This window comes from Myxococcales bacterium (assembly GCA_016720545.1).
Lineage (GTDB): Bacteria > Myxococcota_A > Polyangia > Polyangiales > Polyangiaceae > JAAFHV01.
On sequence record JADKKK010000001.1, the window covers coordinates 722642 to 735077 of the forward strand.

Annotated in this window: 11 protein-coding genes; 2 read left to right on the forward strand and 9 right to left on the reverse strand. The window is 74.6% G+C overall.

Annotation, left to right across the window (positions count from 1 at the left end):
• Positions 1 to 15 precede the first annotated feature (15 nt).
• From IPQ09_02990 to IPQ09_03015, 6 genes are all read right to left on the reverse strand, one after another.
• The gene (locus tag IPQ09_02990; protein MBL0193188.1) at positions 16 to 570 is read right to left on the reverse strand and encodes a DUF2452 domain-containing protein; all 555 of its coding nucleotides are present in this window, start codon (positions 568 to 570) and stop codon (positions 16 to 18) included.
• Positions 567 to 1139: a hypothetical protein gene (locus IPQ09_02995; GenBank protein MBL0193189.1), complete on the reverse strand. Its 573-nt coding sequence runs from the start codon at positions 1137 to 1139 to the stop codon at positions 567 to 569. Before IPQ09_02995 ends, IPQ09_02990 begins: the two co-directional genes overlap by 4 nt.
• A complete protein-coding gene (locus IPQ09_03000) occupies positions 1136 to 2047 on the reverse strand; it encodes an RluA family pseudouridine synthase (GenBank protein MBL0193190.1) in 912 nt (303 codons plus the stop codon). Before IPQ09_03000 ends, IPQ09_02995 begins: the two co-directional genes overlap by 4 nt.
• A 53-nt stretch (positions 2048 to 2100) precedes the next feature.
• The gene (locus IPQ09_03005) at positions 2101 to 4824 is read right to left on the reverse strand and encodes a phosphoenolpyruvate synthase (GenBank protein ID MBL0193191.1); all 2724 of its coding nucleotides are present in this window, start codon (positions 4822 to 4824) and stop codon (positions 2101 to 2103) included.
• A 71-nt stretch (positions 4825 to 4895) separates the two neighbouring features.
• Complete coding sequence (locus tag IPQ09_03010; GenBank protein MBL0193192.1) at positions 4896 to 5963, reverse strand: esterase; 1068 nt, start codon at positions 5961 to 5963, stop codon at positions 4896 to 4898.
• A gap of 3 nt (positions 5964 to 5966) precedes the next feature.
• Positions 5967 to 6368, reverse strand: a complete 402-nt coding sequence (locus tag IPQ09_03015) for a hypothetical protein (protein MBL0193193.1) — start codon at positions 6366 to 6368, stop codon at positions 5967 to 5969.
• Between the two features lie 182 nt (positions 6369 to 6550).
• On the opposite strand from IPQ09_03015, the gene IPQ09_03020 reads away from it, so the two are divergent.
• Positions 6551 to 6922 carry a VOC family protein gene (locus IPQ09_03020; GenBank protein ID MBL0193194.1) on the forward strand — a complete coding sequence of 124 codons (372 nt, stop codon included), beginning with the start codon at positions 6551 to 6553 and terminating at the stop codon, positions 6920 to 6922.
• Positions 6923 to 7015: 93 nt separating this feature from the next.
• Here IPQ09_03020 and IPQ09_03025 read toward each other — a convergent pair whose 3' ends face one another.
• The 3 genes from IPQ09_03025 to IPQ09_03035 all read right to left on the reverse strand — a co-directional run bounded on the left by IPQ09_03025 (position 7016) and on the right by IPQ09_03035 (position 11416).
• The gene (locus IPQ09_03025) at positions 7016 to 9775 is read right to left on the reverse strand and encodes a hypothetical protein (GenBank protein MBL0193195.1); all 2760 of its coding nucleotides are present in this window, start codon (positions 9773 to 9775) and stop codon (positions 7016 to 7018) included.
• A gap of 82 nt (positions 9776 to 9857) precedes the next feature.
• Entirely contained in the window at positions 9858 to 10706 is an 849-nt protein-coding gene (locus tag IPQ09_03030; GenBank protein ID MBL0193196.1) for a hypothetical protein, read from the reverse strand.
• 203 nt (positions 10707 to 10909) lie between these two features.
• Complete coding sequence (locus IPQ09_03035; protein ID MBL0193197.1) at positions 10910 to 11416, reverse strand: histidine phosphatase family protein; 507 nt, start codon at positions 11414 to 11416, stop codon at positions 10910 to 10912.
• 135 nt (positions 11417 to 11551) lie between these two features.
• Here IPQ09_03035 and IPQ09_03040 point away from each other — a divergent pair, with 135 nt between their 5' ends.
• Positions 11552 to 12427: an alpha/beta fold hydrolase gene (locus IPQ09_03040; GenBank protein MBL0193198.1), complete on the forward strand. Its 876-nt coding sequence runs from the start codon at positions 11552 to 11554 to the stop codon at positions 12425 to 12427.
• Positions 12428 to 12436 lie beyond the last annotated feature (9 nt).

A 12436-nucleotide genomic window follows, 5' to 3' on the forward strand; every position in this document is an offset into this window, starting at 1 on the left:
TCTCGTCAGGGCGCGTCAGCGGACCCTGGAGGGGGCGTCGCCCGTGCCGAGGAGACCGGCGAGCGACGCGACCTCCACGTCGCGGGCGGGGATCTCCGAGACCGGCGTGAAGGACTGATCGGACTCGAGCCGAAACGACCCGACGTATCCCGGCGGGGCGCCCGTGCGCCACTCGTCGGGACCAAAGAGAGAGAACCAGCGGGTGCCGCTCGGCTCGGTGTAGATGTGGTAGGTGGCGCCCGGCTTCTTCTCGAAGGCGCAGCGCGCGCGGTGGAGCTCGGCGTCGGCGCGAGCCTTCTCGAGGAGCGCCCGCGCCTTGTCTTGAAGTGCGCGGATCTGCTCGGCGATCAGGACAAGCTTGCCCGACGTCATCGTGGCGATGGTCTCGTCGGCGAGCTGAATCTCGCGGGCCACGTCGACCAGCGCGAACGAGGGCGCGAGGCGGCTCAGGGGGTACGGCGCCGCGGCCGCCGGGCCACGATAGCGACCCTCGACCAGCTTCACGGGGTTCTCGGTCGGCGCGCCGCCGGCTTCGGGACGGTCTGGGATCCGGGGGGAATCGTCGGTCATCGGGGCTCCTTGTTGGCGCGCGTCGGCGCGGGGCCACCCGCGTCGGCAGGCGCGAGGGGGGCGGGGGTGGCCGGCGGCCAGGGGACCGGCCACCGGGTGTCCGTCGCGCGATCCCACAGCTCGAGGTGGGTCCCGCGCGAGATCGCCGGGAACATCACCCCCACGCGCGTGGAGAGCTTCGGTGCGAGCTTGGCGCCGCGCTCGCCCTCGACGGCTCCGAGCAGCGGAAAGTCGAAGCGCACGCGGTCGAGCAGCGTCGCCCCCTCGTAGAGCTCGAGCGCGAAGCGGCCCATCACCCTCGGGCTCTCGCGCGGAGCCGGCAGCGTGACCACGTTCATCGAGACGAGGTACACGTCTCCGCGGACCCACCGCAGGTCGACCACGTACTGCTCGCTCGACCGGAGCGGCCGCGGATCGGGGGGCGTGCGCGAGAGCGCGCCGGCGTCCGGGCGCCCCATGCTGGGCTCGTCGGCCTCCGCGCGCGTGTCGCCCACCGCGAGCGCAGCTGCCGCGGCGAGCGCGAGCGCGCCGCCCGCTCTCAGCCAGCTGCGCGGGGTGAGCAGCTTCACGAGTCGCCCTCCCCCACCGCGGTGTCCCACGAGGTCGCGATCGCCCACGCCGCCGACTCGCCACCGAGCGTGACCCACGCCGCCTCGAGCTCCTCCGGCACCGGACACGAGATCGCCCGGGGGCCGTCCGCCGCGGGCAGCTTTATGCATGCACAATGCAAGAAAATGCGCGCGAGACCAAGGACCTTCCCCGAGGGGAGCGAGAGGCGCCCCGGGCCGCCGTAGGTCCGATCGCCCAGGAGCGGCGCCCCCAGCGAGGCGGCGTGAACACGGAGCTGGTGCGTGCGGCCGGTCTCGGGGGCGAACGCCACGAGCGACACACCGCCCGCCTCGGCGATCACGCGGTAGCGGGTCGACGAGGGCTTCCCGGCCGGATCCACGCGGCGGTGGCGTGGGTCCGCGGCGCGGCCGATCGGCGCGTCGACGCGGCCCCCGCTGGGCCCACCGGGGCGCAGCGCGCCCTGCGCGAGGGCGACGTAGCGCCGCAGGTAGGTGCCCTCGGCGCGGGCGGCCTCGAGCCGCTCGCGGCCCTGGCGCGTGATGGCGAACGTAACGAGCCCGCTGACCTCGCGGTCGAGCCGGGAGGTAGGGTGCAGCGCCGACTCAGGGAGCCCCGTCGCGCGCGCGGCGAGCGAGCTGAGCGCGTGGCGCGCCCCCGAGGAGTCGGGGATCGTGGGTGTCCCCGCGGGCTTGTTCACGATGAGCAGATCACGATCGCGGTGCACGATCGGCACCAGCGCGGGCTCCGCGGAGGGCGCGGAGACCGTCACGACCTGGCCGACCCCCACCACCACGCCGACGGCGCCGGCGCGCCGCGCGTCGACGAAGACGCGCCCCTCCGCGACCGCCACCTCGGCCACGCCGAGCTCGCGCAGCGCGCGGGCGAGCGCGACGTCCGACGACGCCACGAACCGGAGCTCACGCGGGCGCCCGCGCGGCGCGCTTGACGGTGAGCGCGCGCTCACGGGGCCGCGCCCTCGGGGAGGATCTCCACGGTGCCGCGATCGCCGTCGACGCGGAGGCGATCGCCGGTCTTCACGACCAGCGTGGCCCGCTCCACGTTGACCACACTCGGCACGCCGAACTCGCGGGCGACGACGGCCGCGTGAGAGAGCGGACCGCCGAGCTCCGTGACGACGCCCGCGGCCAGCAAGAAGAGCGGCGTCCAGCCGACGTCGGTCGTATGCACGACGAGAATTTCGCCGGGCTGCAGCGCGGACATCTGCGCGGGGCTCATGAGCACCCTCGCCTGCCCCTCCACGACGCCCGAGCTCGCGGCGATGCCCGCGAGCACGCGCCCCCCTGCCGGCGGGAGCAGCACGGCGGGAGGCAACCCCACGAACGTGGGCGGCGGATCGGGGCGAGACAGGTCGCGCGCGAGCTCGGCGCGGCGCGCGCGGACGAGGGCCGCGAGGTCTCGGCGCGAGGCCCGAAGCGCCGTCATGATCTCCTCCACCGAGAGGAAGAACACCGACTGCACATTGGCGAGCGGCGAGGCGGTGCGCTGCAGGGCGTGGAAGTCGTCGGCGAGCTCTGGCGAGAGGCGCAGCAGCCGGCGATCGGCGTCGAGCGCCACATCCCGGATCATGCCCAGAACGCGGGTGACCCAGGCGCGCATGCGCTCACGCAGCCGCGCCGCCTTCTGCGCGCGCGCGACGAGGTGCCGCACGAGCGTCTGCGTGGGCAGGGCGAGGCGCGCCTGAAGGTTCCGCATCTCCGCGTCGGCTTCGGCCCGCGACCGAGCGAGGGTCGCGTCGATCTCGCGGGTCTCGCCGCGCAGGGCGACGCGGAGCATGGTGAGCACGGCGCGAGGGTCCTCCCGCCAGCGCGGGGTCGAGAGCTCGGCCTCACGCACGGCGCGATCGCCGTAGAGCTCGAGGAAGCGCGCGAGCGCCCGCTTCGTGGGGCCGTCCGGCACGGCGTCGAGAGACCGAGTGCTCTCGAGGAGGAGGGCGTCCCTCGCGGCGGGCTCGTTCCGCGCGAGCTCGGCGACGCGCAGCACGCCGATCCCGGGGCGCGCGCTCTCGAGGTCGCGGATGCCGCGGACGAGCTCCTGCGCGAGCCTGTCCGCGTCGGATCCGGCGACCCGCGCGAGGAGGGTGCGGAGCGCGACGTGCGTGCCGAGCGAGCTCGAGGCGCAGGTGAGCATCACGGTGCCCGACCGCTCGAGGAAGGCCTGCACGTCGCGCATGCGCGTCGCCAGCCCCTCGTCCGGGAGGATCGCCAGATCGAGGGCGAGGTGGGCGCGGAGGGTCTTCTCCGCCTGCGCCTCGAAGGCGTCCACCTCGGCGTCGAGCCGGAGCTGCTCGCGCAGGAGCCGCGTGGCCGTGACCGGGAGCCGCGCGTAGAAACCTCGACGGGAGACGTCGCTCACCTCGCGCTCGAGGAGCTCCGCGCCGGAGCCGCCGCCGAGGCCCATCAGCGTGCGTGGATCGAGGCCGGGCACCTGCGCCGCGATGCGCATGAACTGCGAGAGGTTCAGGTAGAAGCGCCCGTGAACGTTCCCGACGAGCTTGGCGTTCTTCGGCACGGAGCAGCCGAGCGCACCGAACGCGCTGCGAAACCCGGCCTCGCTGAACGCGCCCGCGATGGACCACGTGAACGGCGTCGCCACGCCGGGGAGGGCCTCGCCCACGTTCACGTTGCTCCACACGGTCTGGGCGTCTCCGCCCTCGGGGAAGCCTCGACCGGTGACCGGGCGGGCCTGCACGAGCATCACTCGCTCGCCCTGGCACGCGAACTCCACGTCCCACGCCACGTCCTCGATGCCCTCGAGCTTCGCGGCGACCTCGGCGAGCTGGCGGAGGTGATCGGGCCCGAGCGCGGGGGCGTCCGGCGCAGGCGCCTCGCGCTCCTCCACGCCGGCATCGCCCACCACCGTGACGATCGGCTTTCGCGCGACGGTCTCGGACACGACGCGCCCGTCGCGGGCGAGCCGCAGCATGTCGGGTGAGGTGACCCCGTCGACCACCGGCGCCCCCAAGCCGAAGCCTACGTTGATGACGCGCTCCCCCCGCGCCGCCACCGGGCCGTGGATCCGCGTGAACATGACCCCCGCCGCGTCGGCTTCGACCATGCGCTGCACGACGACGGCCATGCCCACGTCGCGGACTCCATGTGCGGCGAGGTACGCGAGCGCGCGCCCCGAGGCGATGCTCGCCCAGACCTCGCGCACGGCGGCCGCGAGGGCCGGGCCGCCGCGCACGCCGAGCTTCGTCTCGGCGAGGCCCGCCATCGACACGAGCGCCCCATCCTCGCAGGTCGCGCTCGATCGCACGGCGAAGCCCCACCGCGCCGGGGTGCTCCAGCGCTCCCAGAGCGCGTCGAGCTCAGCCTCGAGATCGTCGGGCAGAGCCACGCGGAGGATCTCCTGCCGCGCCTCCGCGGCGCGCGGGTAGACGTTGCGTCCCATCGCGACCCGCAGGAGCGAGCGAGGCTCGCACAGCGGCGGGAGCCCCCGGAGCGCGGCGGCGAACGCGCCCTCCGGGATGACCCAGGTCTCCGGCACGTCGAAGCCGTGACGCACGAGCCACGCGAGGCGCGCCGCCTTTCCGCCGAGCGACGCCGCGTCGTGGAGAGAGCCCTCGCGGCCCGCGACCTCGAGCGGGAGCAGCCACCCGCTCGTCCCCGCGCCGCCCCGCGCTCCGCCGCCTCCGCCGCGCGTCGCGCGCCCGTGCTTCGCCATTTCGCCGCGATCCTAGCCAATGCCGGCGAGCGAAGCCATGGGAGAGACGCGCGCCTCACGAAAGCGCGGCGCTACGCGTGCGCGAGCAGGAGGTCGTGCCAGAGCAGCATCTCGAGCGCGCCCGGTCCTCGATTGAACGGGTAGTCGTGGGGGCCAGGCACCAGGAGGTACTCGTGTTCGAGCGAGGCCGCTCGGAGGGCCTGCGAGGCGGCGGTGATGACGCGCCGGAAGTAGTCTCGATCGCTCGTCAGCAAGCGCAACCTGAGGGAGGGCTCGCGCGAGCGGGCGGCCCGGACGGCCTCCACGAGCTCGGGGATCCACGGATCGTCGATCGCGGCCTGGAGCGATCCGACGCACGCGTACTCCTCCGGGTGCGCGAGGCCGGCGCGGAGGGCGACGATGCCACCGAGCGACACCCCGTCGATCCCCGTGGACGCGCGCCCCGGGAAGACGGGCAGCTCGCGCCGCGCGCGAGGGAGCACCGTGTGCTTCAGGTAGTTGGCGTAGTCGCGGAGCGCGAGGGGGCTCCGGAGGTCGAGGTCGGGCAAGTAGGGGCACACCACCACGAGGCCGCGGTACGCCTGCCGCGCGAGGCGCGCGTTGTGGTCCGCGAGCCGCTGCGGCGCCACGAAGCCCTCGAAGTCGGCGGCGCGCAGCGGGGGCGAGCGCAGGCGCCGTGCCGCGCGAGGCAGCGCGTAGTCGTGGGGCCAACCCAGGGCGCCGAGCTCGGGGCCCTTGCGCGCCTCGCCGCGCCCGTGGAGCGCGATCAACAGCGGCGTCCGCTCGCTGGGGCCGAGCGGAGGCAGCACGACCGCGGCCCGCGCCTCGGGCGAAGCGTCGCCCCCGAACGACCACTCGAGCACCTGCGCGCGGGTCGCGTTCGCGTTCGCGTTCGCGCCCGCGTCGCGTCCGCCGCTCACCGTGATCGCGCTGCCCTCGTCCTCCGCGGCGTTCAGGGCGGCGTACGTGCCCTTGGCGTCCGCGGACGGCTCGCTCGTCGCCCTGCGCGAGCACCCGAGGAACGCGGCGGCGGCGCCGAGACCCGCAGACACTCCGACCTCCACGAGCGCGCGGCGAGACAGCGCGGCGCGGGCGGCCCGTGGACGACCTGGCCGCTCCATGGGAGGGGCGTCGCTCACGCGCTACTCGTCCGTCGCCGGGGGCGGCGCCCGCCCGGTCGCTTGGGTCACGAGGTCGATGAAGGAAGGATCGGTCGCGAGCTGCTCGCGGAGCACGACGCGGATCGCCTCGAGCTGGCGCTCGCTGAGGCCTCGCAGGCCCGAGGTCGCCTGTTCGACCCGCGCCTCGAGGTAGCCCCGCTGATCGAGCGCGCCCGCCCGCAGCTGCTCCAGCGGCGAGCTCGCGCCGCCCACGGCCACGGAGGTGCCCGCGGCGGAGTGCCGGGCCTCGTGGACCTCGGCGAACGAGCGCTCGACGCCCTTCGCGCCCCCCGGCCCCGCGGCGCCGTCCGCGCCCGAGGTCGCGTCGGGCCCGGCCACGTCGGTCACGCCGGAGGTGTTCTTGCCGATCTTGTCGATGCCCATGGTCGGTCTCCGGAGCGTACGCCACGTATCTGCCGCAGGGAACCCGCGACGCGAGCGCCGCGGCGCCCCGCGGGTCTCGCTCCCTCTCGGCCGGGGCGAGCGCTCCGTTGCGTGGGCGCGCAACCCCACGCGACTTTTCTATTCTTCCAACGCTGGAGCGCGCCGTCGCGTAGAGTCCGGCCATGTTCCAAGGTCTGCGCACGCTCACGCTCCAGGTCACCGATCTCGCCGCGGCGAAGGCCTGGTACACGCGCGCCATGGGCGTCGCGCCTTACTTCGACGAGCCCTTCTACGTGGGCTTCAACGTGGGCGGCTACGAGCTCGGCCTCCAGCCGCTCGACCCGGCCAAGGCGCCCCCGCCCCTCGGCGACCGCGCGACCACCTACTGGGGCGTCGACGACGTCCCCGCCGCGATGGCCCATTTGTCGGCCCTCGGCGCCGCCGACGTCTCCGGCCCCGAGAACGTCGGAGACGGCATCGTCGTGGGCACGCTGCGCGACCCGTTCGGCAATCTCTTCGGCGTGATCCACAACCCGCACTTCACGGCGCGCTGACTCGGCGGTCCGGCGCTTCGATCGAGCCCGCTGATTCATCCTGAATTTCCTTGATATTTCGCCAGGTTGGCGCGCATCGCGAGGCGCGACGTCTCAGCGGGGGACGTGGGCGCGGCGCAAGCGGCGCTCGTGCGTGGCCGCGCCGTCCTCGCCGAAGTAGACCCACCCGTCGAAGGCGAGCAACGCGACGTCGGACGAGGCGGGCGTCGCGACGCCGCCGAGCGGGACCGCGGCGAAGCTGCCGAAGTTTCCCCGCAGGCCGTCCAGGGTGACGCCTCCGGCGTGGGCCCGCGCGATGATGCCGCGGACCCCGTCGGGCGCCACCTGGAGCGAGAGCGCCGTCGGGTGGCCCGGCCCGGCGACCGGGAGCGACACCGGCACGCCCACGGGCTTGCCCTGGCCGTCTACGCGCAGCGCGAGGGCGCGGTAGGCCCCGCCTCGGGAAGGATCGGCGCCCTCGGGCGCCTGCTCGATCCACGCCACGATCGCGCCCGCGGCCCCGCCCACGGCCGGGACGAGCTCGGGCGAGCGCGAGTGGGGCACGCTCGGCAGGAGCCGGAGCTCCTCGGTGAGGCGGGTCGCGTCGTGGGTGCGGAGCTGCGCGAGGTAGATGTCCGCGAAGCCCTCTCGCGGCGCCTCGCGCGCGTCGGACCAGGCGGCGAACACCCGGTCGCGCCCCGCAGCGAGCAGCTGCAGCCCGGTCGCGTCGCCCGGCGCGCGCGTGATGCGCTCTTCGCGGACGATGCGCTTCAAGTCGGGCGTGATCTTGGTGGCGTACACCTCTCCGTTGCCGTCGCGAAAATCAATCCACCCCACGATCCACGCGTCGCCTACCCACGCGAGGGCCACGTCGGTCGCGCCGCCCCGGGAGCTCGTGAGCACGATCTCGTTGGTCCGCCGGCCTCGCGCGTCGATACGTGTAATATGCACCTGCGGCTCGGCGCCCTGGCGCCCGACCCAGGCGACGGCGCCGCCGTCCTCCGGCCGCCCCGCTGGCGCGATCGCGAGGCCTCCTACCGCGAGGGCGCGGCTCGTGAGCACGGTCGGGTCTTTCGCGGGGCCTTTCGCGGGGGCGGCCTCGGCGAAGAGCACGCGCCCTTGCTCGTCGTAGGCGCGGACGCGGACGACGGCGGCGCGGCTGGCGCGGCCGGGCAGCTCGAAGTCCGCCGAGAGGCTCGCGACCAGGTGGGTGCCGCCGAGCTTGAGGTGGGCGAGCTTGGCCTGGGCCTCCCCGCTCGAGAGCGTCTCGATGTCGAGCATGCGCGACTCGAGCGGCGCGGTGGGCGTGGGGTCGCGGAGGGGCGCCGCGGGCGAGGTGCGGGCCGCCACGAACGCCGTGCGCACCCGGGCCGGCGAGGCGCCCGCGGCGGAGAGCGCCAGGCACCCGCTCGGGCAGCCGAGCGCCCACGCGAGGCCCGGGGGATCGTCGCCAACCTCGAGGGGCGTCACGTCGAGCGGCGCCAGATCGCGATCGGCGCGGAGGAGCGCGGGCGCGAAGGGCGCGACGGCGCAGTCGGGCTCCGCGCGAGGATCGAAGCTGCACGCCCGGACCGAGGCCAGAACGGCGAAGCCGTCGGGCGCGCCCGCGATCTCGACGCGCCCCTTCGGGGCGACCTCGAGGCGCGTGGCCCGGTGGGCGGGCACGTCCGTGAGGCGGACGAGCTGCACGAACCGACGGTCGCGGGCCTCGGGCACGTCGCGCTCCCACGCCACCGCGACGCCGCCCTCGCCGCCGGCGACCGCGACGAGCACGTTGCCGTCGCGGGTGTCGGCGACGCGACGCGCCGGCCCCGCCCCGCGCTGGTCGTCCACCGTGACGGCCAGCACCTCGGGCTCGGTGCCCGAGGTGTCGGTCCACAGCACGTGGGAGCGCCCGCGCTCACGCGCCACGTCGACGGTCCCGCGGACCGTCGCGCTCACCGCCACCGGGACCGCCCGCTCGATGCGCGCGTCAGCGTCGAGGGTCATCAGCGAGATCGCCGGGGCCGGCGGTGAAGAAGGTGACTCCGGTTTCTTCTTTGGTTCCGAAGACTTACCAGGCTCCGGCGGGGCCTCGGCGCCCGCGCGCGCGTGCACGACCGCGACCTGCACCTGCGCCCCCGCGGGCACGACCTGCCACCCGATCACGCCCTTCACGAGGCGAACGGGCACGCCGCGCAGCTTGCCCACGGGGTCGAGCGAGGCCGCGAAGAGCCCGCCTTCGCGCTCGCCCGCCTGGTCGACCGACTGGTCGACCCACAGCGCCAGGGCCCCGCGGGGCGTGGCGACGAGGTCGCTCCACACGATGTCGCTGGTCGTGCGGGTGATCTCGGCGGCCGGGCCGCGGAGGGCGCCCTCGTCGGTCACGCCGAACGCCCAGAGGCCCTTCCCGCGATCGGTCAGCGCCGAGAACAGGACCGCGTAGCCGCTGTCGGGCCCTTGGGTCGCCGAGATGGCGAGGTCGGCCGAGTCGAACGGGGTCGGCACGAGGCCGCGCACTCCCGACCGCAGCTCGCCCTGGGGCGTGAGCGGGATGACCGAGACGCGGCGCACGCCGTCCTCACCAAAGCCGAGGAACGCGGCCATCGCCGACCCGTCGCGGCGCGCCAGGAACGGCCCGACCGAGCGATCGCCGACCGTCGCGATGAGGTTGCCGCGCGCTTTGCCCGTGGGACGCTTGGGCGGGACCGTAGGCTTCGGCTTCGACGTGGTGGCTCCGACGGGCCCGGCGCTCACGGGGGCCGCGCCCCCACGGCAGCCGCAGATCGCGAGCGCCGCGAGCGCCACCGCGAACGCCGACGCAAGCGCAGCGGAGCGCGCCCCTACCCGGGGGCGAGGAGGCGAGGCGGCGGGCGGGCGGGCGTGGCGAGTCATGACGCGACCGTGGGACATAGCACGCGAGGGAGCGTCCCGCGCCGCGCCGCCATTCCCGGGCGCGCGCGCGTTTGCCGCGAATCTACGCGCTGCGGAACAGGCGGTGCAGGTTGCGGCGCTCCCAGGCGTGGGCGCGGTCGAACGCGCGGAACTCGCGCTCGCGCGCGCGGAGCTCCGGCGGGTGGAGCTGACGGCGCCCCTCGCCCCGGGCGGCGGGGATCATGTGGTGGAGCAGCTCGTGGTAGAGCACGAACGCGACGAAGTAGCGCGGAACCCAGGGTCTATCGAGCACCGGGTGGATGCGGGCGAGGCGGTCGACGTCGCTGTAGCTGCCGAGCTTGAGGCTGCGCCGCGGCACGGCGCTCTTGCGCGACCGCTGGCCCCAGGTGACCAGGGCGTCGCAGGCGCCGCCGAAGTACCGCTCGTTCAGCTCGCGGAAAATCGAGAGCAGGTCGTGGGTCTTGCCCCGGGTGACGAGCGGGCCGCTCCGTGAGACACGGCAGGCGAGGCGCGAGCTGTGGGCGTCGATGAACGCGCTCACCCGGAGGCTAGCGTCGCGATCGCCAAGGACGAGGTACCGCACGAGCGCGTCCACCACGCGAGGCGCCGCGTCGAGGAACATGTGGTGGAGGCGCACCACGAGCACCCCGGCGTGGGTGGAGTGGGACACGATGGTGTGGCGGTTGTCGGTGATCGACAGCCTCACCGGCCCGAGGAACGCCGCCACCAGGCGCCGCTCGAGCGACTGCCGAGAGCCCTCGTGGACGAACAGGCGGGGAGGCGGGACCAAGGCCAGGCGGACACGGCTCGCCTCGTGGGTGGACACTCGGATGGCCGAGGCGCCGATGGGCCCCGCCAGCTGGGCGGCGTTCGCCCGCGCGAGCCGTGGCCCGGGGAGAGCCTTCTGAGCCACCGCCGACCGAGAGCCCATCGCCGTTCGACCTCCTCCTTTTGGGGTAGAGGAGGGGGGGGGGCCTGTCAAGGCGCGGAACAATAAGTATATATATCAGCTATTTACACCTGTAGGTTTGGCCCCCCACCCGAGCCATTCTGCGCGCCTCGCGGTGCCCGCGAGCTCCACCTTGACGGGGCCTCGGAGGCGAGTCAGGGCGGCGGACGACCGCTCGACCCCGGTCAGCGCGCGAACGTGAAGGTCTTGGGATCGAGGATGAACCGAAGCTCGGACGTGTACCCACCTCGCTCGGTGTCGGCGCGCAGCTCGAAGGAAGCGACCATCGCCTTGAGCATCCCGGACGGCGGACGCCCCGAGAGCTCCGCCACGACGTCGGAGAGGTCCGGCTCGTGCCCGATGAGCACGGCGTTGTCCGAGTCGGACTCGAAGAGCTCGCGCACGAGCCCGAGGGGATCGCGCCCGGGCGACATCTCGGCGCGCACCAGGAGGGGCACCTCGCCCGGCAGGCGCAACGCGCGGCGGAGCGCGGCGCCGACCTCCTCGGCGGTCTCGCGGGCACGCACCAGCGGGCTCGCGATGAGGACCCGTGGGGCCTCCCCGGCCGCAGCGAGCGCCTCGGCGACCTCGCGGACCCGTCGGCGGCCGCTCGGCGTGAGGACGCGATCGTAGTCTCGGCCGGAGGCAGCGTAGTCCTCAGCCGGACCGTGGCGCATGATCGCGATTCGCATGGTGGCTCTCGTGGGACGCGGGAGGCGCCCGCCGATCACGTACCACGCGCGCGCGCCCGGCGCCCACGCGCTACGGGCCCGGCCGCAGAGCCCCGCCCCCTTGCGGGCCGCCGCGCGCCGGGCGACCCTCCGGGGATGGAACGCGCGATCACCCTCCACTCGGCCGGCGCCCGGCTCGCGGGCGTCCTCCGGCTGCCTGACGACCTCGCCCCCGGCGCGCGGGTCCCCGCGCTCGTGTGCTGTCAGGGATTCAGCCTGGTGAAGGAGGTCTGGCTCCCCAAGAACGCCGAGGCCCTGAACCGCGCGGGGTACGCGACCCTCAACGTCGACTACCGCGGCTTCGGCGAGAGCGAGGGCGAGCCCCGCTGCCGGCTCGTCCCCTGGGCGCAGGTCGACGACGTGCGCGCGGCGCTCACCTTCCTCGAGACCGTGCCTGAGGTCGATCCCCGGCGGCTCGGCCTCTTCGGCATAAGCCTCGGCGCCAGCGTCGCCGTCGGCGCGGCGGGGCGCGACGATCGCGTGCGGGCGCTCGTCGCCATCGCGGGCCCCGGCGATCTCGGCCGCGTGTGGGCGAGCTTCCCCGACTTTCCGCGGTTTCGCGACAAAGTGCGCGCCGCGCGCCGCGCCACCACGAGCACCGGCGAGGTGACGTACGTCGCCGTGCCGAAGCTCCTCGCCTCGGATCCCGAGACCTGCGCGCTCCTCGTCGCCGACGCCCCGAGCTTCCCCACCTGGCGGCTCGAGATCACCTTCGAGTCGCTCCAGGACCTCTTCGAGTTCGCGCCCGAGGACGAGCTGCCCAAGAGCCGCGCCGCCTCTCTCTTCGTCTACCCCGAGCGCGACGCGCTCATCGCGCGGAGCGAGATGACGAGCCTCTACGCGAAGGCGCGGGGCGAGAAGCGGCTCGTGGCGCTCCCCGGCCTCGCGCACCACGAGATCTACAACGACGGCCCGGGGTTCGAGCCCGTGATGCGCGAGACCCTCGCCTTCCTCGACGCGCACCTCCGCTGAAAGCGCGCT